Source organism: Gluconacetobacter johannae (assembly GCF_014174305.1).
Lineage (GTDB): Bacteria > Pseudomonadota > Alphaproteobacteria > Acetobacterales > Acetobacteraceae > Gluconacetobacter > Gluconacetobacter johannae.
In genome coordinates, this window is the sequence record NZ_JABEQH010000002.1 from 86,978 (window position 1) to 106,145 (window position 19,168).

The window sequence follows — 19,168 nt, forward strand, 5'->3', positions numbered from 1 at the left end:
GGGGACAGAGCCCCTCGGACCCCTGGCGGGCTAGATGAACTGCCCCCGCAGGAAGCCCAGCGCCGGCAGTGGCCGCCACGCCCGGGGCAGGTCGGCGCGGCGGATGGGGGCGACGCTGTAGCGTGGCGCGGGCTGGCGGGTCTGGCGCAGGAACTGCGCGTACGCCCGGACCTGCTGTTCGCGCCAGTCCCGGTCGGCCATCGCGGCGGCGCGGGCGGGATAGACATCGGCGATCCGCATGGTCCGGCCGGCGGAGGCGATGACCGCCCACAGCGTGTCGTCCTTGCGCGCGGTACCGCGAAACGCGATGATTTCACTCAAGAGCAAACTCCGCCTCGGGCTGCTGTCACGAGACCACGCCGGTCCATCGGGAATCAAGACCCATCTGCGCCGGACGCGCGGGGCCGATTTTCTTGCCGCCGGCCATGCGGAACTGTAGGAGGCAAGGCATGTTGCGTCTTCTCATCACCATCCCCTTCCTGCTGGCGCTGATCGTGTTCAGCGCCGGCAACCAGGACTCGATCCAGATGTGGTTCCTGGACTGGGGCTGGAAATCGTCGGTCGGCGTGCTGACCCTGATCGTCGCGGCGTTCTTCTTCGCACTGGGCGCGCTGTCGCTGTGGTTCGCCGAACTGCGCCAGCGCGGCCGCGCCCGCCGCGCCGAACAGCAGATCCGCACGCTTGAGGAGCAGATCGCCGAACTGCGCCGCCAGCAGGCCGAAACCTTCAATCCCCCCGCCGTCCCGCCGCCCGCCCCCCCGGCGGCGCCCTATCGCGAGGTGCTGCCGCGATGACCGCGCGGCGCACGCGCCTGATCGTGGCGCTGGACACCAAGGATACCGCGCAGGCCCGCGCCTGGCGCGCGCAGACGGCGGCCAGCACCGACGCCGTGAAGCTGGGGCTGGAATTCACCTATGCGCGCGGGCTGGACGCGGTGCGGGACGTCGCGGGCGACCGGCCGCTGTTCCTGGACCTGAAGCTGCACGACATTCCCAACACCGTCGCCTCGGCCATCGGCAGCCTGGCGGCGATGCGGCCTGCGATGCTGACGATCCATGCCGCCGGCGGGCATGCGATGATCGCGGCGGCGCGGGCGGCGGTGGATGACGCCTTTCCCGTGGACGCGCGGCCGATCCTGCTGGCGGTCACGGTGCTGACCAGCATGGACGCCGAGGCATTGCGCGAAACCGGAGTGTCCGACACCCCGCGCGGGCAGGTGGTGCGGCTGGGGGCGCTGGCGATGGCGGCCGGGGCCGACGGGCTGGTCTGCTCGTCGCACGAAATCGCGCCGCTGCGCGACCGGCTGGGCGACCGGCCGGTGCTGGTGGTGCCGGGCATCCGGCCCGCAGGGGCCGCCGCCGGCGACCAGAAGCGGATCATGACCCCCGCCGAGGCCCGCCGCGCCGGGGCCGACTGGATCGTCGTCGGCCGCCCGATCACCACCGCCGCCGACCCGGCCGCCGCCGCCGCCGCCATCGCGGCGGAGCTTGCCGGCTGACCGCCCGATGGAGCGGCCCATCGGCGTCAAGATCTGCGGCCTGACCGAACCGGCCGGGCTGGACGCCGCTGTGACGCATGGCGCGGATTGGGTCGGGTTCGTGTTCTTCGCGCGTTCGCCCCGGCATGTCACGCCGGCGCAGGCGGCGGCCTTGATCGCGCGCCTGCCGGCGGGCGGCCCCCGGCGCATCGGCCTGTTCGTGGCGCCGGACGACGACGCCATTGCCGCCGTGCTGGACGCGACCGAACTGGACGGGTTGCAGGTCTACGCCCCGCAGGCCCGCGCGCGCGCCATCCGCGACCGGTTCGGCCTGCCGGTCTGGCACGCCCATGGGGTGGCGACGCCAGGGGACCTGCCGGCGGAAACGGCCCTGGACGGGCTGGTGATCGAATCCCGCCCGCCCGCGGGTTCGGACCGGCCGGGCGGCAATGCCCACGCCATCGACTGGACGATCACGCGGGGCTGGGTCGCGCCCGCGCCCTGGATCCTGGCCGGGGGGCTGACCCCCGATAATGTGGCCGACGCCATCGCCCAGGGTGGTGCGACCGCGGTGGACGTGTCGTCGGGCGTGGAAAGCGCGCCGGGCCGCAAGGACCCGGCGCTGGTCGCACGGTTTATCCGCGCGGCCCGACAGGCCGGGTTCGGGTAGCGCCCGACCTTCCTTTCTTACCAGCCCGGATAATAGCCCGGATAAGGGGCGCCATACACCGGATACGGATAGGCCGGATAAGCGGGATACGCCGGATACGCGGGATAGGCGTAGGCCGGATAGCGGTAGCGATATCCGCCATAATACGGCGCCGCCACCACCGCGCCGGCCGCCGCCCCGGCCAGCATGCCGACGCCGAAGCCGCCCCAGCCCCAGCCGGGACCGCGCCAGCCGCCACGCCATCCGCCGCCATGCCAGCCCCAGCCACCGCCGCCGCGCCATCCGCCGCCACCGCCCCAACCGCCACGTCCGCCCCATGCCATGGCGGATGTCGATGACAGCGTGCCGGCGACGCCCAGCGACAGGGCCAGCAGGAAAGCCATCTTGCGCATCGGAATGCTCCCTTTCAGCAAGAAACCGTTCTTGTCTTCGGCGGGACGGACGGTCCGGGAAACCCGTCCGCCGCGCACATTCGCGGGATTATGCCATCCACGCCCCGTCACTACCGGGCGCAGGAAGCGCCGCGATCCCGGCCTTTTTGTGGCAGGGGCCGATCGTCATGTTTCCCCGCGCCGACGTTTCGTCACCGCCGGCCGGCGCGCTCGCGCACCCGCGCGCCCAGCGCCGCCAGCGCGTCCTTCAGCGGCCCCTCGGGCATGTCGGGAATGGCCACCGGCGGCGGCGGGGCCTGCCGTGGGGGCGGGGCTGCGGCCGCGGGGCGGGGCACCAGGTCCTGGACCAGCTTCAGCGACCGCACGGCGTCATGGCCGCAGGCCCGGTTGATCCGTCCGATCAGGGCAGGCGCCAGATGCTGCAATTCCATCGCCACCGGCCCGGCGCAACCCAGGGTCAGCACCCCGGCCGACAGGCGGCGCGGCACGGTGGCGCGCGCAAGCTCGGGCCCCACGATGTCGGCCCAGTCCGCGATGATCTGCACCGCCGCCGGCGATTGCTTGCGGAAGGCGGGGCGGGCGACGTTGGGGATCAGCGCGCCCAGGCTGCGCATCGACCAGGCGCGCGCGGGCTCGGGCGGCGGGGCGGCGGGGCGTGCGCGCTTGCCGTTCGTCGGTTCCTTCGTCATAAGCGGACCGTGCCTCCCTTACCCGTCGATCTGCTGCGCTGGTACGACCGCCACCGGCGGACGCTGCCCTGGCGGGCCCTGCCCGGCCAGGCTGCCGACCCCTATCACGTCTGGCTCAGCGAGATCATGCTGCAGCAGACGACCGTGGCGGCCGTCATCCCATATTTCCATCGTTTTCTCGACAGGTTTCCCACGGTGGCCGACCTGGCGCGCGCCCGGCAGGACGACGTCATGGCCGCGTGGGCGGGCCTGGGCTATTACGCGCGGGCGCGCAACCTGCACGCCTGCGCCCAGGCGGTGGACCGTGCCGGCGGTTTTCCCCGCGACATGGCGGGACTGCTGGCCCTGCCGGGAGTCGGTCCCTATACCGCGGCCGCCATCGCCGCCATCGCCTTCGGCCATCCGGTCGTGCCGGTCGACGGCAATGTGGAGCGCGTGACCACCCGCCTGTTCGCCCTGACCGACCCGCTGCCCGCCGCGCGCAAGGCCGTGGCCCTGCGGGCCGCGACATTGGGCGACGCGGCCGAGGCCCGTGCCCGGCCGTCCGACTTCGCCCAGGCGCTGTTCGATCTGGGGGCGGGGATCTGCACCCCGAAATCTCCGGCCTGCGCGCTCTGCCCGTGGCAGGGGGCCTGCGCCGGGGCGCGGCTGGGCATCGCCGCCAGCCTGCCGGCCAAGGCGCCGAAGGCCGCCAGGCCGGTCCGCCACGGGGCGCATTTCCATCTGGCCGACGCCGCGGGAAACGTCCTGCTGCGCCGCCGGCCGGAGCGGGGCCTGCTGGGCGGCATGCTGGAACTGCCCGGCACCGCCTGGCGGGCCGAGGCGTGGACCATGACCGAGGCTTTCTCTCATGTCCCGCTGGCCCCCAGGCGGGGGCTGTCGCCATGGCGGTCCATGGGGCGGGTGACGCATGTCTTCACCCATTTCACCTTGCATGTGGATGTGTACGCGGCGCGCGTCGACCGCTTCCCCAACAGCATCGCCGAACAGGGTGGACTGGTCTGCGGCGAACACGAGCTGGACGGGCTGGCCCTGCCGTCGCTGATGCGTAAATGCCTGCAACTCGCCGGCCGGGCGGACCCTGGCGAAACTTGACGAATCGCCGCGCCGTTCCCATGTCGGGGATACGCCACAGGTTCCCGTCATTTTTTCGTTGACGGGGCGTAAACCGGCACGGTTCACTGGAATGTGCGGCCCGGACGACCGATTTCGTGGTCCCGTTCCGCCGCGCAAGCCTTCGGGGACCGCCCCGATCGGGATGGAGAGCACGATGACCGCCATTTCCGCCTTTCTGTCGTCATCCCTGCCGCTGCTGTGCGTGTCCGTGCTGATGGGCTGTGCCGCGATCCAGGCGTGGCGCGCCCAGCCCGCACCTCGTGCGGTGCCCGTGCGGGTGCGCGACCGTCGCTGACGCGGCGCAGGTCTCAGCCGTCCCCTCCGTCGCCGGGGCAGGGGTCGGGATGCGGGTGTTTTGCCAGGACGCGCGCCATCCTGTAGCAGAATGACCTGATGACCTTCCTGACCATCCGTCCCGACGCGCCCGCGACGCCCGGCCCAGCGCGCATCGGCGTTCTGCTGACCAATCTGGGGACCCCGGACGGAACCGGTTATCAGGCCATCCGGCGCTATCTGTCGGAATTCCTGTCCGACCGTCGCATCATCGAAGCCAGCCCCGCCATCTGGCAACCCATCCTGCAAGGCCCCATCCTGACCCTGCGCCCGCGCAGGACGGGGGCCGCCTATCGCCGCATCTGGCATGCCGAACGCGACGAAAGCCCGTTGCGTACCCACACCCGCGCGCAGGCCGAGGGGCTGGCCGAACGGCTGGCCGCCGACGGCGTGGCGGTGGAATGGGCCATGCGGTACGGCAAGCCGGCGGTCCTGTCGGGGCTCGACCGGCTGCTGCGCCGTGGCTGCGACCGGATCCTGCTGCTGCCGCTCTATCCCCAGTACAGCGCCACCACGACGGCCACCGCCAACGACCAGGCCTTTCGCGCGCTGATGCGGCTGCGTAACCAGCCGGCCATCCGGACCGTACCGCCGTTCCCCGACCATCCGCTGTATATCGACGCCCTGGCCCGATCGGTGCGCGAGACGCTGGCGAACCTGCCGTTCGCGCCGCAGCGGATCGTGGCCTCGTTCCACGGGCTGCCCCGCGATTACGTCGCCCGGGGCGATCATTATCCCCAGGATTGCGAACGCACGATCGTCGCCCTGCGCCGGGCGCTGGACATGGACGAGGCGACCATGCCCCTGACCTACCAGTCGCGCTTCGGCCCCGCGCGCTGGCTGGAACCCTATACCGCGCCGCTGGTGCACGCCTTGCCCGCGCAGGGCATCACCCGTGTCGCGGTCATCATGCCGGGCTTCATGGCCGATTGCATCGAAACGCTGGACGAGATCGGCAACGAGGTCCGCGCCGGATTCATCGCCGCCGGCGGGACCGATTTCGCGCTGATCCCCTGCCTGAACGCGGCCCCGGCCGCGATCGACCTGCTGGAAGCCCTGGCAAGGCGGGAACTGGCGGGCTGGCTGGAGCCCGCCTGAAGAAAAATCGGGCGTTGCCCGAACCCACCAGGGCCTGAGGCCCTGGACCCCGATCAAGGACTGGGTTCCCAAAGGGCAATGCCCTTTGGCGGGTTCAGGGCAGCGCCCTGATGCTTGGCCGACGCGGCGCCTCAATGCCCCGGCGGCGGAGCCGGCGGATGCTCGGCGTCATACAGCGTGGCCTTCTGCTCGTCCGTCTTGCGGTTCCGGTAACGTTCCGCCAGGCTCATATGCGGGTCGGCGGGATGTTCCTTGTCATACAGCGCGGCCTTCTCGCGCAGGCCCTTGCGATATTCGTGGCGGGTATACATGCCGGCGACACACCCCCCGGCGGCCCCGAGGACGCCATGATGGGCCAGATGCCCACCGACCGCGCCGACCGCGCCATATTTCAGGCAGCCGCCGGGTTCGGCCCGCGCGTCGGTCGCAACGCCCGCCGCCAGCAGGCCGGCGGCCATCAGAACGGGCGCGACGCATTTCCGCAAACTCATCATCTCTCGTATCCAATTTCGATTGCCGGACATCGGGACGGAACCGCCCGTCCCGTGCCTCGGACAGGCATCATGTAACATAATATGTCATGGCTGTGGCGTGTCACGGCCGGTCGCAACTTTCGGTCAGGCGGTTGAAGACCAGCCCCTTGCTGCAGGTGACGACGGGCGACTGCATCGGCGCACCCTGCGGCGGCGCGACGCTGTAGGGCTGCTGATACGGCTGATAGGGCTGCTGCGGGTAGGCGCCGGGGGCCGCCGTGCCGGGGGAATAGGGGTAATAGCCGGGCGGGTATCCCGCGCTGCCGTCATATCCATCGTCATACCCGCCATCGTACGACCCGTACGAGGACGCCGCCGCGCCGGCCGCCACGCCCAGAACCGCGCCGAATGCCAGCGGCCAGCCCCAGCCGCCATAATAGCCGCCGTAATACGGATAGCCGCCCCATCCCCAGCCGCCATAATAGGGCCGGTAGCCCCAGCCGCCGCCGCGCCAGCCACCCCCGCGCCATCCCCAGCCACCGCCGCCGCCATGCCAGCCGCCACCGCCGTGCCAGCCGCCGCCGCCACCACCATGCCAGCCACCGCCGCCACCGTGCCAGCCGCCACCGCCCCCACCGCCGTGCCAGCCACCGCCACCGCCCCCATGACCGCCGCCGCCATGTTGCGCCCAGGCGATCTGCCCTCCGGCCGTCGTCCCGAGCATCAGGGCTGCCGCCCCCAGAACCAGAAATCGCCGCATGACCGGACCTCCCTTTCCATGCCCCTTCATATAGGTGGTCATGTGGGCCGATTCAGGTTGCGCCGGTATCGATATGTAACGCGGCCCCGGGGGGTCAGGACCGGTGACGCTCTTCCCACTGGGCGATCACTTCCATGACGGCGGCCGAGGTTTCCTCGATCGAACGCTGGCTGACATCCACCAGGGGCCAGCCGTGCCGGGCGCACACGCGCCGCGCCCAGCGGACTTCCTCCTCGACCTGCTCGGGGTCGACATAAGGGTTGTTACGCATCACCAGGTCCATCCGCCGGTCGGCCATCACATCCAGCCTGTGCCGCCGGATACCGATCAGCACGTCGGGATCTATGGTCAGCCCGACCACCGGCCGGGACAGATGCTCCAGCTCGTCCGGCAGCGGCAGGTTGGGGATCAGCGGCACGTTCGCCGCCTTGACGCCGCAATTGGCCAGGTAGAACGAGGTCGGGGTCTTGGAGGCGCGCGACACCCCCACCAGCACCACGTCGGCGTGCGACAGGCCGCCCATTTCCTGCCCGTCATCATGGGCCAGCACGAAATGCATGGCGTCGATGCGGCGGAAATAGGCATCGTCCATCACATACTGGCCGCCCGGCCGGGCGATGGCGGCCTCGCCCAGCTCGTCCTGCAGGATGTTGGTGACCGGGTCCAGCACGTTAATCAGCCGGACGCCGATATGCCCGCACCCGACGGTCAGCTCGTGCCGCAGCCGGGGGTCGACGACCGACGACAGGACCGGCCCCGGATCCTGCGCGATCCCTTCGAGCGCGCGCCGCAATTGCGAGCGCGTCCGCAGCAGGTTCCAGCGATGGTAGGTGACGTCGGCATGGCTGAACTGCGCCACCGAGGCGCGAACGAGGGAATCCAGCGTCTGCCCCGTCGCGTCCGAGGCCAGATGCAGCACGATATGATGCGATGGCATGCGTGTATGGCCCCGGAACCCCCGTGGGGGCGGAGATGATCGACGCGGCCGGGTATGCGCGGTGCGCGCATGCCCGGCCGGCCTGTCGTCAGCGGCTATCGGCGTGCAGCGGACGCTTCTGCTCGTCCTGGCGGGCCAGGGCGGCCTGCGCCGCCGCCAGGCGCGCGATCGGCACCCGGAACGGCGAGCAGGACACGTAGTCCAGCCCGACCGATTCGAAGAACGCGATCGAGGCCGGATCGCCCCCATGCTCGCCGCACACGCCCAGCTTCAGGCCCGGCTTCGTGCGGCGTCCCTTCTCGACCCCCATCGCCACAAGCTGGCCTACGCCTTCCTGGTCGATGGAGATGAACGGGTCGCGCGGGATCAGGTCATATTCCAGATAGAACGGCATGAACGTGCCCGCGTCGTCGCGCGACAGGCCGAACGTGGTCTGCGTCAGGTCGTTGGTGCCGAACGAGAAGAAATCCGCGTCCTGCGCGATCCGGTCGGCCGTCAGCGCTGCGCGCGGCAGTTCGATCATGGTGCCGATGCTGTATTCCAGCACCACGCCGGCCGCCGCCACCACCCCGGCCGCCACGGCCTCGACATTCGCGCGGGTGCGGCGCAGTTCGGTTTCCATGCCCACCAGCGGGATCATGATTTCCGGCACCACCTGCTGTCCGCTCTCGCCGGACACCGCGATGGCGGCCTCGATGATCGCGCGGGCCTGCATGGCGTACAGTTCCGGATAGGTCAGGCCCAGGCGGCAGCCGCGATGGCCCAGCATCGGGTTGGATTCCGACAGCGCCGCCTTGCGCGCCGCCAGGGCCTCGACGCTTTCGCCCAGCGCCGCCGCGACCTCGGCCAGTTCGGCATCGCCATGCGGCAGGAATTCATGCAGCGGCGGGTCCAGCAGGCGGATCGTCACCGGCAGCCCCGCCATGATGCGGAACAGCGCCGTGAAATCCTCGCGCTGGAACGGCAGCAGCGCGTCGATGGCGCGCGTCCGCGCGGCGTCGTCGCCCGCCATAATCATCTGCCGCACGAAGCCGATGCGGTCCGGGGCGAAGAACATGTGCTCGGTCCGGCACAGGCCGATCCCCTCGGCGCCGAAATGGCGCGCGGTCTCGGCGTCCTCGGGCGTTTCGGCGTTGGCGCGGATCTTCATCCGGCGCGTGCGGTCGGCCCAGCCCATCAGGGTCGAGAAATCGCCCGACAGGGTGGGTTCGATCGTCCCGACCCGGCCGGCGAAGACTTCGCCCGTCGCGCCGTCCAGCGTGATCCACTCGCCTTCGTGCAGAACGGTGCCGCCGACCGACAGCGTGCGCGCGCGATAATCCACATGGATCCCGCCGGCGCCGGCGACGCAGACGCGCCCCATGCCGCGCGCCACCACGGCGGCGTGCGACGTCATGCCGCCACGGGTTGTCAGGACGCCGCGCGCGGCATGCATGCCGTGCACGTCCTCGGGCGAGGTCTCGATCCGGACCAGGATCACGTCCTCGCCCCGGGCGGCGCGGATTTCCACGTCCTCGGCCGTGAAGACGATGGCGCCTGCCGCCGCCCCCGGCGATGCCGGCAGCCCGCGGCTCAGCAGCGTGCGCGGGGCGTCGGGGTCCAGCGTGGGGTGCAGCAGCTGGTCCAGCGACGAGGGGGGCACCCGGCGGATGGCCTCCTCATGCGTAATCAGCCCTTCCTCGGCCATGCTGATGGCGATCCGCAGCGCGGCGGCGGCGGTGCGCTTGCCGGTGCGGGTCTGCAACATGTACAGGCGGTTGCCCTGGACCGTGAATTCGATGTCCTGCATGTCGCGGTAATGGCGTTCCAGGATATCGCGCACCGCCAGCAGCTCGCGATAGGCGTCGGGCAGCGCCTTTTCCATCGACACCTCGTCGCCACGGGCGCGGGCCTCGGACATCGGCTGGGGGGTGCGGATGCCGGCCACCACGTCCTCGCCCTGGGCGTTGATGAGGTATTCGCCGTAGAAGACGTTCTCGCCGGTGGACGGGTCGCGGGTGAAGCACACACCGGTGGCGCAATCCTCGCCCATGTTGCCGAACACCATGGCCTGCACGTTGACCGCCGTGCCCCAGCTTGCCGGAATGTCGTGCAGGCGGCGATAGGTGTTGGCGCGCGGGTTCATCCACGACCCGAACACCGCCCCGATCGCGCCCCACAGCTGTTCGTGCGGGTCCATCGGGAACGCGGCCCCGGTCTCGCGCAGCACGATCTCCTTGTAGCCCGCGACGACGTCCTGCCAGTCCTCGGCCGACAGGCGGGTATCGTCCTGCACGCCGGTCGCGCGCTTGGTCTCCTCGATCAGGTCCTCGAAACGGTGATGCGACACGCCGAGCACGACCGAGCCGTACATCTGGATGAAGCGGCGATAGCTGTCCCAGGCGAAGCGCGGATCGCCCGACGAGGCCGCCAGCCCTTCCACCGTGCTGTCGTTCAGGCCCAGGTTGAGGACGGTGTCCATCATGCCCGGCATCGACACCCGCGCGCCCGAGCGGACCGAGACCAGAAGCGGGGCGGCCGGGTCGCCGAAGCGCAGGCCCAGCGTGGCCTCGATACCGTGCAGGGCCGCGTCGACCTGCGCCTTCAGTTCAGCGGGATAGGTCCGGCCGTTGTCATAGAAGCTGGTGCAGACTTCGGTGGTGATCGTGAAGCCCGGCGGCACGGGCAGGCCGATCGCCGCCATTTCCGCAAGGTTGGCGCCCTTGCCGCCCAGCAGATCGCGCATGCCGGCGCTGCCTTCGTTGGCGCCGCTTCCGAACCCATAGACCCACTTTGTCATCTCGGTATCTCCTTGCGCCCCGTATTCTTTCTGCGTGAAACGTAGGCATTCCTCTGGCCCGAACTTTTCTTGATCTTGCTTGTTCGGGCGCCGCCCTGCCTTCTTAGCTGTTCAGATCGCGGATTTCGATCTTTTTATTATGACGGAACCTGTCTGGTCCTGACCTGTTTTTGGGCTTGCGCGGCCGTACGGGCGGGGTGCGGCGGCCGGCGCCGATGTGGACTGCGTGGCAAGCATGGCCGGCGTGCGCCAGGATGGGGCGTACGGGGCGGGCATCTTCGGCCGTCATTATTGTGAACGATCTTTCCGGACGCCTGTTCTTTCGATGCCGACGCGATGCCCCGCGCGGCAGGGGGCTGCTTCCCGCCCACGCCGCCGATTTTTCCTGCCGGGGCATGGGAAATCCGGCAATCCGGGCGCAACGACGCCCGCGCCTGTCCGGTTGACAGGCCCACGCGAATGGGCGACGTCTGCCCTAATCAACAAGAAAAAAGGCGCATCGGGATGAAAATGCTCCGTCTGGCGTTGCTGCTGCCGTTCCTGGGGCTGTTATGGCTTCCATTCTATGACCGGATCGAACCCTCGTTCCTGGGGTTTCCATTCTTCTACTGGTACCAGCTGGCCTGGGTGCCGCTGACGTCGCTGCTGGTCCTGCTGGTCTGGAAGAAGGGCGCGCGTTCATGACCGCCCAGGCGCCCGGCCCCGTGGCCCTGATCGTCTTCATCCTGTTCTTCGCCGCCACGATCCTTCTGGGCAGCACCGTCAGCTGGTGGCGTGCCCACCGGCCCGCGCACGGCGCCGACAAGTCCGAGGACTGGGGCCTGGGCGGCCGGCAATTCGGCACCTGGGTCACATGGTTCCTGGTCGGCGGCGATTTCTATACCGCCTATACCGTGATCGCGGTGCCCGCGCTGGTCTACGCCACCGGGGCGTTCGGTTTCTTCGCGCTGCCTTATACGATCATCGTCTATCCGTTCGTGTTCCTGGTCATGCCCATCCTGTGGCGGATCGCGCATGCCGGCCGGCATGCCACGGCGGCGGACATCGTGCGCGCGCGCTTCGGCAGCCGCCCGCTGGAACTGGCGATCGCCTGCAGCGGCCTGGTCGCGGTCATGCCCTATATCGCCCTGCAGCTGATCGGCATCCGCACCGTGATCGCGGCGCTGGGCCTGCCGGGCGAAATCCCGCTGATCGTCGCCTTCGTGTCGCTGGCCGCCTATACGTGGCTGGGCGGGCTGCACGCCCCGGCGCTGACGGCGTTCATCAAGGACATCATGATCTATATCGCGGTGCTGGCCGCCGTGATCGTCATTCCGGTGCATCTGGGCGGATATGCCGCGATGTTCGCCACCGCCGCGCAGCACCTGCCCAAACCCCAGGGCAACCACGCGCTGATGGCCGGGCAGGCCGTGCCCTACGCGACATTGGCGCTGTCGTCGGCGCTGGCGGCATTCCTGTATCCGCACACGCTGACCGGCGTGCTGGCCGCACGCTCGGCCGATACGATCCGCAAGAACGCGGTCATGCTGCCGGCCTATACGCTGCTGCTGGGCCTGATCGCGATGCTGGGCCTGATGGCGCATGCCGCGGGAATCGTGACGACCCATTCCTCGTCGGTCGTGCCGCTGCTGTTCCTGGCCATCTTCCCTTCCTGGTTCAGCGGCTTCTGTTTCGCCGCCGTCGCCGTCGGCGCGCTGGTGCCCGCCGCGGTCATGGCCATCGGCGCTGCGAACCTGGTGACCCGCAACATCCTCACCGGGCGGGGGCAGGACGTCGGGGCCGCCCGGATCGTCGCCTTCGGCGTCAAGCTGGGCGCGCTGGCCTGCGTGCTGTTCCTGAATGCCCAGTTCGCCATCGACCTGCAATTGCTGGGCGGGTTGTGGATCCTGCAGACCTTCCCGGCGCTGGTGCTGGGCCTGACGCGGATCCGTTTCTCGGCCGGCGCGATGCTGCTGGGCTGGGTGATCGGGACGGTGTTCGGGACGTACCTGTGCTTCCAGGACGGGTTGAAACCCACCCATGTCCTGGCCCTGGGCGGCCTGCACCAGGCGGTTTCGACCGGTCTGCTGGCGTTGGTGGTCAATATCGGCGTGGTGGCCGTCGCCACCGTTCTGGTCCCCGGCCGCCGCACGGAAACCACCGTCGCCTGAAACGTCTGGCCGAGTGTCGGGACGGCGCACCGGCAGACAGGCCGGGCGCTGCCCGAACCCGCAAGGGCCTCGGCCCTTGACCCACCAAAGGGGCCAAGCCCTTTGGAAACCCAGGACTTCATGAAACGAATGGGATGCAAGGGCCGAGGCCCTTGCCGGGTTCGGGCAGCGCCCGACCTGCCTTTTCCCATATAGCTTTGGTACCTATGGGACACCGCCTCGAAGCGGGCCGCCGAAGGGTCCATTCAGGCCGGCATCAATTCGGCGACCCGTCGCGCCACCTGCCCGACGTCAATCCCGTGCGCCCAGTTGGCGACATGGTCCTGCCTGTCCGCCCCGGTGGGGAAGCGGTCCGCCCAATAGGCCAGGTTTCCGTGCATGGCCATGGCCAGGAAGCAGGGATTGGCGTGATGGTCCGGGACCAGGTCGTACACCACGGTTCCGGGCCGGCAGAAGCCGATATTGGTCATGCCGGCGCCCAGCGGCCCCACCACCATTGACGCCGCCCGGAACAGGTCGATCTGTGCTTCCGGCGTCAGGGTTTCGGGCCGTACCGCCAGGAAGCCCATGTCGTGCAGTCGCGCGGCCAGCGCGCCCTCGTTCGGGATGGCGCGATTGCCGGTTCCGCCGCGATTCACGTACAGGCGCACCCCCGGCCGGCGCGTGGCGGGAACGGCCGCCGCCATGCGCTGGAAGACCGACCCGCACAGCCGCGACATCGCGAAATCGGCCGCCCCGGCCACGATATTGCAATAGGCGACCCGGTCGACCCGATATTGCGCGCCCGGGACGATCGGTTCGATCCCGCAGCGTCCGGGCCGCAGCAGGTCCAGCGTCCGGCGTTGCCACGGCAGCAGCGGCGGCAGCAGCAACCGCGCCGGCCCCCCGTGCGGCAGGCCGGACGTCGGCAGGTCGGACCACAGCAGGTCGGACACGGCCGCGATGACCGGCAGGGTGTGCGTCATCCAGTGATAGTAATTGCCCGGCCAGTGGTCGCTGCACGGAATCGCCACCCCCGGCCCCGCCAGCCGGCCCAGCCGCGCCGGATGGACGGCGATCCGGGCCAGCGCCTCCGCCGGCTGCAGGTAGCAGGTCTCGGCAATCAGGCAGCCATCCTTGAGCAGCACCCGGTGGTCGACATCGTAGACCACGTCGCGCAGATGATGGAGCGTCACCGCGACCGGCATGCTGGACCATGTCGAAAACGGATTCGTCGCGCGGTCCCGCATGGCGTCGCCGCCTGCGAACCGGGCGCGTTGGACGGGACAGATTTCCAGACAGGTGACGGAGTCCGCGACATCGGCGATCCCGATCAGGTCGGGGCCGGATCGCTCCGCCCGGTGGCTGTGTCGCAGGAAGGCAGGGAACATGATCGTGTCGTGGACCATCGGCTGGATCGGCGCGCCGCCCGCCGCGCCGCACAACGGCAGCATGGTCACCCACTGTTGAGATTTTCTTAAAACCCCGTTCCGAAAATGGCCGTGTCCCGAACCCCGGTCATGGATCAACGGGCCTATGTGGCCCGCGTCGTTGCCCCTGAGTCATGTGCCGTGTGCCATGCCTCGACCCAGTGACGCAGTGCGGCTCCGACCTCCGGCAGAACGGAAGCGCATGTTCTTTCCCGCGAACGGAAAAGACGCATGGTCGGATACCACGGCGTCGCCTCCCCCTCGTCGCCCCAGCGCCAGCAGGCATCGCGCCGGCTGATAAGCCACACCGGACGCCCCAGCCCGCCGGCGATATGCGCGGGGGAGGTATCGACCGAGATAATCAGATCCAGATTTTCCATAATGGCTGCCGTATCCGCCATGTCATGGACGTCGCCCATCGGGTCGAACAGAGGCTGCCCGTGCCAGTCTGTAATTTGCTGCCGCAGGGAACCGAACTGAAGACTGACCAGGCTGGCCTCGATGGGGGTGAAGGCCGCGCCCATCTCGGCCAGCGTAACGGACCGGCGCCTGTCGGTCGTCACGTTTTCGTACTGCGCGCGTCGTTCCCCCGCCCATACGATGCCAATCCGGGGACGGCGGGGCGGAAGCCGGGCGGCAAAGCGCGCAATGTCGCCGACATCAGCCCGCAAATAGGGAATCTGCGCGGGAATGTCGCTTTCAGACGCGACACCCGCGATAAACGGCAGGTCCGGAATGGGTACCGCGTACTCGTACCCCTCCGCCGTGCCGCAGTCCTGCAACGATCTTACAGATGCCGACGGGAAAGACATCGCCATGAGACGGGCAAGACTTGACGGAACCGCGATAGTGACATCCGCCCCTCGTGCAAGAAGAAAGGGAACGAAGCGGATGAATTGCAACGTATCCCCCAGCCCCTGCTCCTGATAAAGGATGATCTTCCTGCCGGCTACATCGTCACCGTGACGCAGGCGCGGCAACATTGTGAAACGACGGGCCATGTCGTCGGTGGCAGGTTCCCGCAGGGCGTAGCGTTCCCAGCCTTCCCGATGGTGGCCGGCCTTGAGCAGCACGATCGCGTAAGTAAAGGACAGGCCTGGATGTTTGGGCTCTGCCGCCACGGCTTTTTCGGCCCAGGACAGCGCCTCAGTCGAACGATTGAGGTACAGAAACGCCACCGCGATATTGTTCAGAAGACCTGCCGTCAGCTCACCCGTCTCAAGCCACGAGGCAAGAATCTTGAGCGCCTCCAGCGGATATCCGGCGGCAAGGAGTGTTTTGGAAATTTGCAGGGTCGTATCGCCGCGCTGCTGGGGCCACAGATCCATGATCCTGGAAAAAACCGCGCATCCGCCAGCAAGGTCGCCTTGCGTCACCAGCGCATCGGCCAGAAATTGTTGCGCCTGCATATCATGCGGCTCAAGGGTGACGGCCTGTTGCAGCAAGGTCGCCACGATGTCGTATCTGCCCGTGTGAGTCCAGATCACGGTCGCGCCGGCCTTGAGGAGAGCGACATTATCCGGATGAGAAGACGCGACCGTAAGAACCAGGCGAACCGCCTCGATGATTTTCCCTTCGCCACAGAAAAGCGCACACGCCTCGGTCAGTTTTTCAGCGGTGGGAGGGTGCGGCAGATCATGTCCTGGAAAGACGACGATCGAGTCCTGCACGTCCTCGTTCTGGGGTGACGTCACGGCAATGCACCTTGTCTGCGGTTCGGGATGAACCGCACCGGATGTCGGGGATATTCCGGTTTGAAGCCTATGCGCCCACAGGGATGGCTTCAAGGCCAGCGCCGGGCTTCGGACCGAACTGCGTCGGTGGATCAGCGCTGGCGGCAGGACACCCGGCAACGGGATGGCGTCGCATCCGGGCACGGATGGCGGGGTCATCAAGCCGAAAGCCGCACTGGTTCAGTTATATAACTGAACCAGTGCGGCTTTTGTGTATAACGTCTTGAAAAATCTGGTCGGAGTGAGAGGATTCGAACCTCCGGCCCCTGCGTCCCGAACACAGTGCTCTACCAGGCTGAGCTACACTCCGAACTTGAGGGGGCTATACAACCCATCCCGGCTCTCCGCAAGGCCCCCCGCTCTCTTTTCGCCGGATCACACCGCCGACCGCCGATTCACAGGCGACTGACGTCCTCGGTCGTCGGCTGGCGGGGCGTCGCGGTCAGGCGCGCCATCACCGTGGCGACATCGGGCACGACCTCGAACAGCGCCAGCGCCGACGTTTCGGCGAAGCCGTCGTGGACGGCCGCGTCCAGCATCGCCAGCATCGCATCGGCCCATCCCGCGACGTTGACGATGAAGATCGGCTTGTCATGCAGCTTCAGCTGCCGCCAGGTCACGATTTCCATCGTCTCGTCGAAGGTGCCCAGGCCGCCGGGCAGCACGACGAAGGCGTCGGCCCGCGCGAACATCAATTGCTTGCGGCTGTGCATCGAATCGGTGACCGTCAGGTCGTCCACCCCCGCATGCATCACCTCGCGCGATTGCAGGAAGGTCGGGATCACGCCCGAAACCTGGCCGCCGGCCAACAGCGTGGCGTCCGCCACCGCGCCCATCAGCCCGACATCGCCCCCGCCATAGACCAGGCGCATCCCGGCCTCGCCCAGGCCGGTCCCCATTTCGCGCGCCGCGGCCAGGAAGGCGGGGCGGGTTCCGAAACGGGATCCACAGAATACGGCGACGGCGGCAACGGACATGAATCCTCATCCTCCTGAGCGAGATTTCGGGGCGGGCGGCGGAAACGATCCGGACGGCTGGCGCGGAGCAGGCAGGCGGTCCGGCCGCACCCTTCGCGCGGCGTCCCGGGCTGGCGCGCGCCTCAAGCGACGCCGGGCCGGGTCCGCCCCCGCAACAGCACAGTGGCACCGACCCCCGCCCCGGTAAACAGGGCCGACGCCAGAAACATCGGGCCGTAGCCCAGGCTCTGGATCATCAGTCCCAGCATCGGTCCGGACAGGCCGATGCCGATATCGAGGAACACGCTGAACGCCCCCAGCGCGGCGCCCCGGTTCTGTGGTCCGACGCGCGATACGGCCTCGACCCCCAGGGCTGGAAACACCAGCGAAAATCCGGCCCCCGTCAGCGCCGCTCCCAGGTCGGCCGACAGCACGCCCGTGCTGCGCCACAGGATCAGCAGGCCCGCCGATTCGACCAGCAGCGACACGACGGCCACCTTCAGCCCGCCCTGTCGCCCGATCTGGCGCGAAAACAGCAGCCGCACCAGCACGAACACCACGCCGAACACCGTCAGGGCCAGCGCCGCCCCCTGCCAGTGCCGGGCCGAAAAATACAGCGACAGGCACGCCGAAATCGCGCCGAAGCCGACCGATCCGCACGCCAGCACGATGCCGTGGGGGAATACCCGCCAGAAGACCTGGCCGAACGGCAGCGCCCCGCCCTTGGGCATCGGCGGCACGGGGGCGTAGCGCGACGCCCCCAGCAGGCCGCCGAAGGCCAGCACCGCCGACAGCAGGCCGACCCCCAGCAGGCCGCCGAAGGGGGCGGGTAGGTGGGACAGCATCTCGCCCACCGGGGCGCCCAGGGCGATCCCGCCATACGAGGTGATGCCGTTCCACGAGATGACCTGCGCCGTGCGTTCGGCCCCCACGCGGCCGATATTCCACAGGATCGCGCCCGTCGCCGTCCAGCTTTCGCCCACGCCCATCAGGATGCGGCTGGCGATCAGCAGCAGGACCGACAGGCCCGGCCGGTGGGGAAACGCCCCCGACAGCATCAGCGCCACGCCCGCCGCCGTGCAGGTGGCAAGGCCGATCACGACCGCGGGCTTGGCCCCCCGGCTGTCGACGTAGCGGCCCGCGGTCGCGCGTGAGGCGAACGTCGCCAGATATTGCAACGACACCGCCAGGCCGGCGATGACGGTATTGTAGCCCAGCGTCTGGTGGACGAACACGGGAACGACCGCCATCGGCAGGCCGATATCGACGTAGCAGACCAAATTGAACAGTACGACCGCCAGGATACGTAGCGTGGGAGAACCCGAGGACGTCCGCGGCGAAGTCATGGCGAGAGGGAGGCTCCTGTCTCTTTTCCGGACATCATAGGGCCCTGGCCGGGTCGCCGCCAAGGTGGCGGGACGGCCGATCCGCCCCCTGTCTTGCGGAATCGTCGCCCATACCTGCCCGTGCTCCGTCACGACCGCGCGAGAACCGGACGCGGCGTTGACGCGCCCACCCCACCGTGCGTCATGATCGTCCGGACCCGGAGCAGAGGAGCACGCATGACCGACGACACCGAAGGGTCCGACACGGGCGGGTTCGTCACGCTGTCGTCGCGCATCGTCTACGAAAACCCGTGGACCCGCCTGCGCGAGGACATCATCCGCCGTCCCGATGGCGGCGAGGGTCTGTACGGCGTGGTCGAACGCGGCGAATTCGTCGTGGTCCTGCCGTTGGGAAACGGGCCGGAGGGGCCGACCGTGACGCTGGTCCGGCAATATCGCTATCCGGTGCGCGCGCGGCTGTGGGAACTGCCGATGGGCATGTGGGAGCACCGCCCCGACACCGACCCCGAAATCGTGGCCCATGGCGAACTGGAGGAGGAAACCGGCCTGCGCGCCTTTGCCCTGCGCCATGCCGGCATCCTGTACCAGGGGGCGGGCTATTCCACCCAGCGGGGCCATGTCTATCTGGCGACCGGCCTGACGCAGGGGCCGCCCCGGCGCGAGGCCACCGAAGCGGACATGACCAGCCACACCGTTCCCCTGGCCGAGATGGAACGCATGATCCGCGACGGCGAAATCACCTGCATGGTCACCCTGGCCGCCGTCGCGCTGGTGCGCGCCCGGGGGTGGATTCCCGTTTCCTAAACCTTCGGTTCATGATCGTCCGGCAGGCTTGCGCTTCACGCGCAGG

At 68.9% G+C, this 19,168-nt stretch carries 20 protein-coding genes and 1 tRNA gene; 9 read left to right on the forward strand and 12 right to left on the reverse strand.

Annotation, left to right across the window (positions count from 1 at the left end; translation table 11 throughout):
* Nucleotides 1-30 precede the first annotated feature (30 nt).
* Nucleotides 31-321: a hypothetical protein gene (locus tag HLH21_RS01935; RefSeq protein WP_182940544.1), complete on the reverse strand. Its 291-nt coding sequence runs from the start codon at nucleotides 319-321 to the stop codon at nucleotides 31-33.
* Between the two features lie 128 nt (nucleotides 322-449).
* Between HLH21_RS01935 and HLH21_RS01940 the strand changes: the two genes are divergently transcribed.
* From HLH21_RS01940 to HLH21_RS01950, 3 genes are read left to right on the forward strand one after another with little or no spacing between them, the layout of a single operon-like run.
* Complete coding sequence (locus tag HLH21_RS01940; protein WP_182940545.1) at nucleotides 450-794, forward strand: lipopolysaccharide assembly protein LapA domain-containing protein; 345 nt, start codon at nucleotides 450-452, stop codon at nucleotides 792-794.
* Complete coding sequence (gene pyrF, locus HLH21_RS01945) at nucleotides 791-1,498, forward strand: orotidine-5'-phosphate decarboxylase (protein ID WP_182940546.1); 708 nt, start codon at nucleotides 791-793, stop codon at nucleotides 1,496-1,498. Before HLH21_RS01940 ends, pyrF begins: the two co-directional genes overlap by 4 nt.
* Before the next feature lie 7 nt (nucleotides 1,499-1,505).
* Nucleotides 1,506-2,147, forward strand: coding sequence for a phosphoribosylanthranilate isomerase (locus tag HLH21_RS01950; RefSeq protein WP_182940547.1), 642 nt, complete (start codon nucleotides 1,506-1,508; stop codon nucleotides 2,145-2,147).
* 17 nt (nucleotides 2,148-2,164) lie between these two features.
* Here HLH21_RS01950 and HLH21_RS01955 read toward each other — a convergent pair whose 3' ends face one another.
* Both HLH21_RS01955 and HLH21_RS16950 read right to left on the reverse strand, forming a co-directional pair.
* Complete coding sequence (locus tag HLH21_RS01955) at nucleotides 2,165-2,539, reverse strand: hypothetical protein (protein ID WP_182940548.1); 375 nt, start codon at nucleotides 2,537-2,539, stop codon at nucleotides 2,165-2,167.
* Between the two features lie 191 nt (nucleotides 2,540-2,730).
* Nucleotides 2,731-3,228 (reverse strand): DUF721 domain-containing protein, encoded by a 498-nt coding sequence (locus tag HLH21_RS16950; RefSeq protein WP_246379051.1) that lies wholly within the window; start codon nucleotides 3,226-3,228, stop codon nucleotides 2,731-2,733.
* 9 nt (nucleotides 3,229-3,237) lie between these two features.
* On the opposite strand from HLH21_RS16950, the gene mutY reads away from it, so the two are divergent.
* The 3 genes from mutY to hemH all read left to right on the forward strand — a co-directional run bounded on the left by mutY (nucleotide 3,238) and on the right by hemH (nucleotide 5,775).
* Nucleotides 3,238-4,323 (forward strand): A/G-specific adenine glycosylase, encoded by a 1,086-nt coding sequence (gene mutY / locus HLH21_RS01965; RefSeq protein WP_264811600.1) that lies wholly within the window; start codon nucleotides 3,238-3,240, stop codon nucleotides 4,321-4,323.
* 175 nt (nucleotides 4,324-4,498) lie between these two features.
* The gene (locus HLH21_RS01970) at nucleotides 4,499-4,639 is read left to right on the forward strand and encodes a hypothetical protein (RefSeq protein ID WP_182940893.1); all 141 of its coding nucleotides are present in this window, start codon (nucleotides 4,499-4,501) and stop codon (nucleotides 4,637-4,639) included.
* Between the two features lie 98 nt (nucleotides 4,640-4,737).
* A complete protein-coding gene (gene hemH / locus HLH21_RS01975) occupies nucleotides 4,738-5,775 on the forward strand; it encodes a ferrochelatase (RefSeq protein ID WP_182940551.1) in 1,038 nt (345 codons plus the stop codon).
* Nucleotides 5,776-5,906: 131 nt separating this feature from the next.
* Here the strand turns inward: hemH and HLH21_RS01980 are convergent, their stop codons facing one another.
* The 4 genes from HLH21_RS01980 to ppdK all read right to left on the reverse strand — a co-directional run bounded on the left by HLH21_RS01980 (nucleotide 5,907) and on the right by ppdK (nucleotide 10,724).
* Nucleotides 5,907-6,269 (reverse strand): hypothetical protein, encoded by a 363-nt coding sequence (locus tag HLH21_RS01980; RefSeq protein ID WP_373319562.1) that lies wholly within the window; start codon nucleotides 6,267-6,269, stop codon nucleotides 5,907-5,909.
* Nucleotides 6,270-6,369: 100 nt separating this feature from the next.
* The gene (locus HLH21_RS01985) at nucleotides 6,370-7,008 is read right to left on the reverse strand and encodes a hypothetical protein (RefSeq protein WP_182940552.1); all 639 of its coding nucleotides are present in this window, start codon (nucleotides 7,006-7,008) and stop codon (nucleotides 6,370-6,372) included.
* A gap of 94 nt (nucleotides 7,009-7,102) precedes the next feature.
* On the reverse strand, nucleotides 7,103-7,945 hold the full coding sequence (locus tag HLH21_RS01990) for a pyruvate, water dikinase regulatory protein (RefSeq protein WP_182940553.1): 843 nt from the start codon (nucleotides 7,943-7,945) through the stop codon (nucleotides 7,103-7,105).
* An 88-nt stretch (nucleotides 7,946-8,033) separates the two neighbouring features.
* The gene (gene ppdK / locus HLH21_RS01995) at nucleotides 8,034-10,724 is read right to left on the reverse strand and encodes a pyruvate, phosphate dikinase (RefSeq protein ID WP_182940554.1); all 2,691 of its coding nucleotides are present in this window, start codon (nucleotides 10,722-10,724) and stop codon (nucleotides 8,034-8,036) included.
* Between the two features lie 504 nt (nucleotides 10,725-11,228).
* On the opposite strand from ppdK, the gene HLH21_RS02000 reads away from it, so the two are divergent.
* Both HLH21_RS02000 and HLH21_RS02005 read left to right on the forward strand, forming a co-directional pair.
* Nucleotides 11,229-11,408, forward strand: a complete 180-nt coding sequence (locus tag HLH21_RS02000) for a DUF3311 domain-containing protein (protein ID WP_182940555.1) — start codon at nucleotides 11,229-11,231, stop codon at nucleotides 11,406-11,408.
* Nucleotides 11,405-12,874 carry a sodium:solute symporter family protein gene (locus HLH21_RS02005; protein ID WP_182940556.1) on the forward strand — a complete coding sequence of 490 codons (1,470 nt, stop codon included), beginning with the start codon at nucleotides 11,405-11,407 and terminating at the stop codon, nucleotides 12,872-12,874. Before HLH21_RS02000 ends, HLH21_RS02005 begins: the two co-directional genes overlap by 4 nt.
* 245 nt (nucleotides 12,875-13,119) lie before the next feature.
* Here HLH21_RS02005 and HLH21_RS02010 read toward each other — a convergent pair whose 3' ends face one another.
* The 5 genes from HLH21_RS02010 to HLH21_RS02030 all read right to left on the reverse strand — a co-directional run bounded on the left by HLH21_RS02010 (nucleotide 13,120) and on the right by HLH21_RS02030 (nucleotide 18,318).
* Complete coding sequence (locus HLH21_RS02010) at nucleotides 13,120-14,307, reverse strand: glycosyltransferase family 61 protein (protein WP_246379078.1); 1,188 nt, start codon at nucleotides 14,305-14,307, stop codon at nucleotides 13,120-13,122.
* An 80-nt stretch (nucleotides 14,308-14,387) separates the two neighbouring features.
* Nucleotides 14,388-15,977 carry a tetratricopeptide repeat-containing glycosyltransferase family protein gene (locus tag HLH21_RS02015; RefSeq protein WP_264811859.1) on the reverse strand — a complete coding sequence of 530 codons (1,590 nt, stop codon included), beginning with the start codon at nucleotides 15,975-15,977 and terminating at the stop codon, nucleotides 14,388-14,390.
* A 272-nt stretch (nucleotides 15,978-16,249) separates the two neighbouring features.
* Nucleotides 16,250-16,326, reverse strand: a tRNA-Pro gene (locus tag HLH21_RS02020).
* Between the two features lie 85 nt (nucleotides 16,327-16,411).
* Nucleotides 16,412-16,993, reverse strand: coding sequence for an LOG family protein (locus HLH21_RS02025; protein WP_182940557.1), 582 nt, complete (start codon nucleotides 16,991-16,993; stop codon nucleotides 16,412-16,414).
* A 122-nt stretch (nucleotides 16,994-17,115) separates the two neighbouring features.
* The gene (locus HLH21_RS02030) at nucleotides 17,116-18,318 is read right to left on the reverse strand and encodes an MFS transporter (RefSeq protein ID WP_182940558.1); all 1,203 of its coding nucleotides are present in this window, start codon (nucleotides 18,316-18,318) and stop codon (nucleotides 17,116-17,118) included.
* Between the two features lie 216 nt (nucleotides 18,319-18,534).
* Between HLH21_RS02030 and HLH21_RS02035 the strand changes: the two genes are divergently transcribed.
* On the forward strand, nucleotides 18,535-19,122 hold the full coding sequence (locus HLH21_RS02035) for an NUDIX domain-containing protein (protein WP_182940559.1): 588 nt from the start codon (nucleotides 18,535-18,537) through the stop codon (nucleotides 19,120-19,122).
* Nucleotides 19,123-19,168 lie beyond the last annotated feature (46 nt).